General features: G+C 69.6%; 2 protein-coding genes. Both read right to left on the reverse strand.

The features are described 5' to 3' along the window. Positions 1 to 948, reverse strand: a 948-nt coding sequence (locus IE247_RS33850) for an electron transfer flavoprotein subunit alpha/FixB family protein (RefSeq protein ID WP_190127208.1), incomplete at its 3' end; no start/stop codon positions are given. Positions 949 to 1,037: 89 nt separating this feature from the next. Further along, positions 1,038 to 1,826 carry an electron transfer flavoprotein subunit beta/FixA family protein gene (locus IE247_RS33855; RefSeq protein WP_190127209.1) on the reverse strand — a complete coding sequence of 263 codons (789 nt, stop codon included), beginning with the start codon at positions 1,824 to 1,826 and terminating at the stop codon, positions 1,038 to 1,040. Between the last annotated feature and the right edge of the window lie 11 nt (positions 1,827 to 1,837).

Genomic DNA, 1,837 nt, shown 5'->3' on the forward strand with positions numbered 1-1,837 from the left:
GATGTCTTCGGTGAGTTGGGGCAGGACGGTGAAGAGGTCTCCGACGACGCCGTAGTCGGCGAGGTCGAAGATGGGGGCCTCGGGGTCCTTGTTGACCGCGACGATCGTCTTCGAGGTCTGCATACCCGCCCGGTGCTGGATCGCGCCCGAGATGCCCGCCGCGATGTACAGCTGGGGCGAGACGCTCTTGCCCGTCTGCCCGACCTGGTGGGAATGCGGATACCAGCCCGCGTCGACCGCCGCACGCGACGCCCCCACCGCCCCGCCCAGCGAGTCCGCGAGAGCCTCGACCAGCGCGAAGTTCTCCGCACCCCCCAGACCCCGCCCACCCGACACCACGACCGCCGCCTCCGTCAGCTCCGGCCGCCCCGACGCCTCACGCGCCGTCCGCGACACCACCCGCGCCGCCGGACGACCCGAGAACACCACCTCCAGCACCTGAACCGCACCCGCAGCCGCAGCCGGCTCCACCGGGGCCGAGTTCGGCTTCACCGTGATCACCGGCACCCCCCGCGTCACCCGCGACACCGTGGTGAACCCCGCCGCGAACACCGACTGCGTCACCACCACCCCCTCCTTCCCCCCGTCCGCCACATCCACCGCGTCCGCCAGCAGACCCGACCCCACCCGCACCGCCAGCCGCGCCGCCACCTCACGACCCTCACCCGACGACGGCACCAGCACCGCCACCGGATCCACCAGCAACCCGAAAGCCGCCTCCAGAGCATCCACCCGCCCCACCACCAAAGACTCCTCCACCTCCGGAGCCTCACACACCAGCACCCGCACCGCACCGTGCTCACCCAGCACACCCGCGGCACCACCCGCACCCGCACCCAGCACCACCGCCACCGGATCACCCAGCCGCCGCGCCAGCGTCAAAACCTCCAGCACGGGCTTGCGCACCGCACCACCCACATGATCGACCAGGACGAGAACATCAGCCATGAAACGTCAATCTCCTGCACCAGAAACGAACACCGACACCGACAACAGAACCGAACACCACACACACCCGCACAACAGCGAGGAGGTGCTCAGACGAACTTCCGCTCCGCGAGGAAGGCACCCGCCTGACGGCCGCCCTCACCCTCGTCCTTCACCACCGTGCCCGCACCCCGCGCCGCACGCTCCACCGCCGAGTCCACCACCGTCCACGCACCCGCCGACCCCACCTCACCGGCATCCACCCCAAGATCATCCAGATCCCACGACACCACCGGCTTCTTCTTCGCCGCCATGATCCCCTTGAACGACGGATACCGCGCCTCACCCGACTGGTCCGTCACCGACACCACCGCCGGCAGCACAGCCTCCAGAACCTCCGAAGCACTGTCACCGTCCCGGCGCCCCCGCACCACACCACCCGCCACCGACACCTCCGACAGCAGCGACACCTGCGCCACCCCCAACCGCTCCGCCAACAACGCCGGCAGCACACCCGTACCACCGTCCGTCGACGCCATCCCGCACACCACGAGATCGAAACCGGCCTTCTCCACCGCACGCGCCAGCACCAGCGACGTCCCCATCACATCCGAACCGTGCAAAGCACCGTCCTCGACATGCACCCCCCGGTCCGCACCCATCCGCAGCCCCTTCGCGACCGCCTCCCGCGCATCCTCCGGACCCATCGTCACCACCGTCACCTCCGCCCCGTCCTCCGACGCCTCGGCGATCCGCAACGCCTGCTCCACCGCGTACTCGTCCAGCTCCGACAACAAACCGTCCACACCCTCACGGTCCACCGTCAGATCCCCCGCGAAACGCCGCTCCCCCGCCGCATCGGGCACATACTTCACACAGACAACAATCCTCAAGCTCACGCCGGCTCTCC

It is taken from the genome of Streptomyces inusitatus (assembly GCF_014651115.1).
Taxonomy (GTDB): Bacteria; Actinomycetota; Actinomycetes; order Streptomycetales; family Streptomycetaceae; genus Streptomyces; species Streptomyces amakusaensis.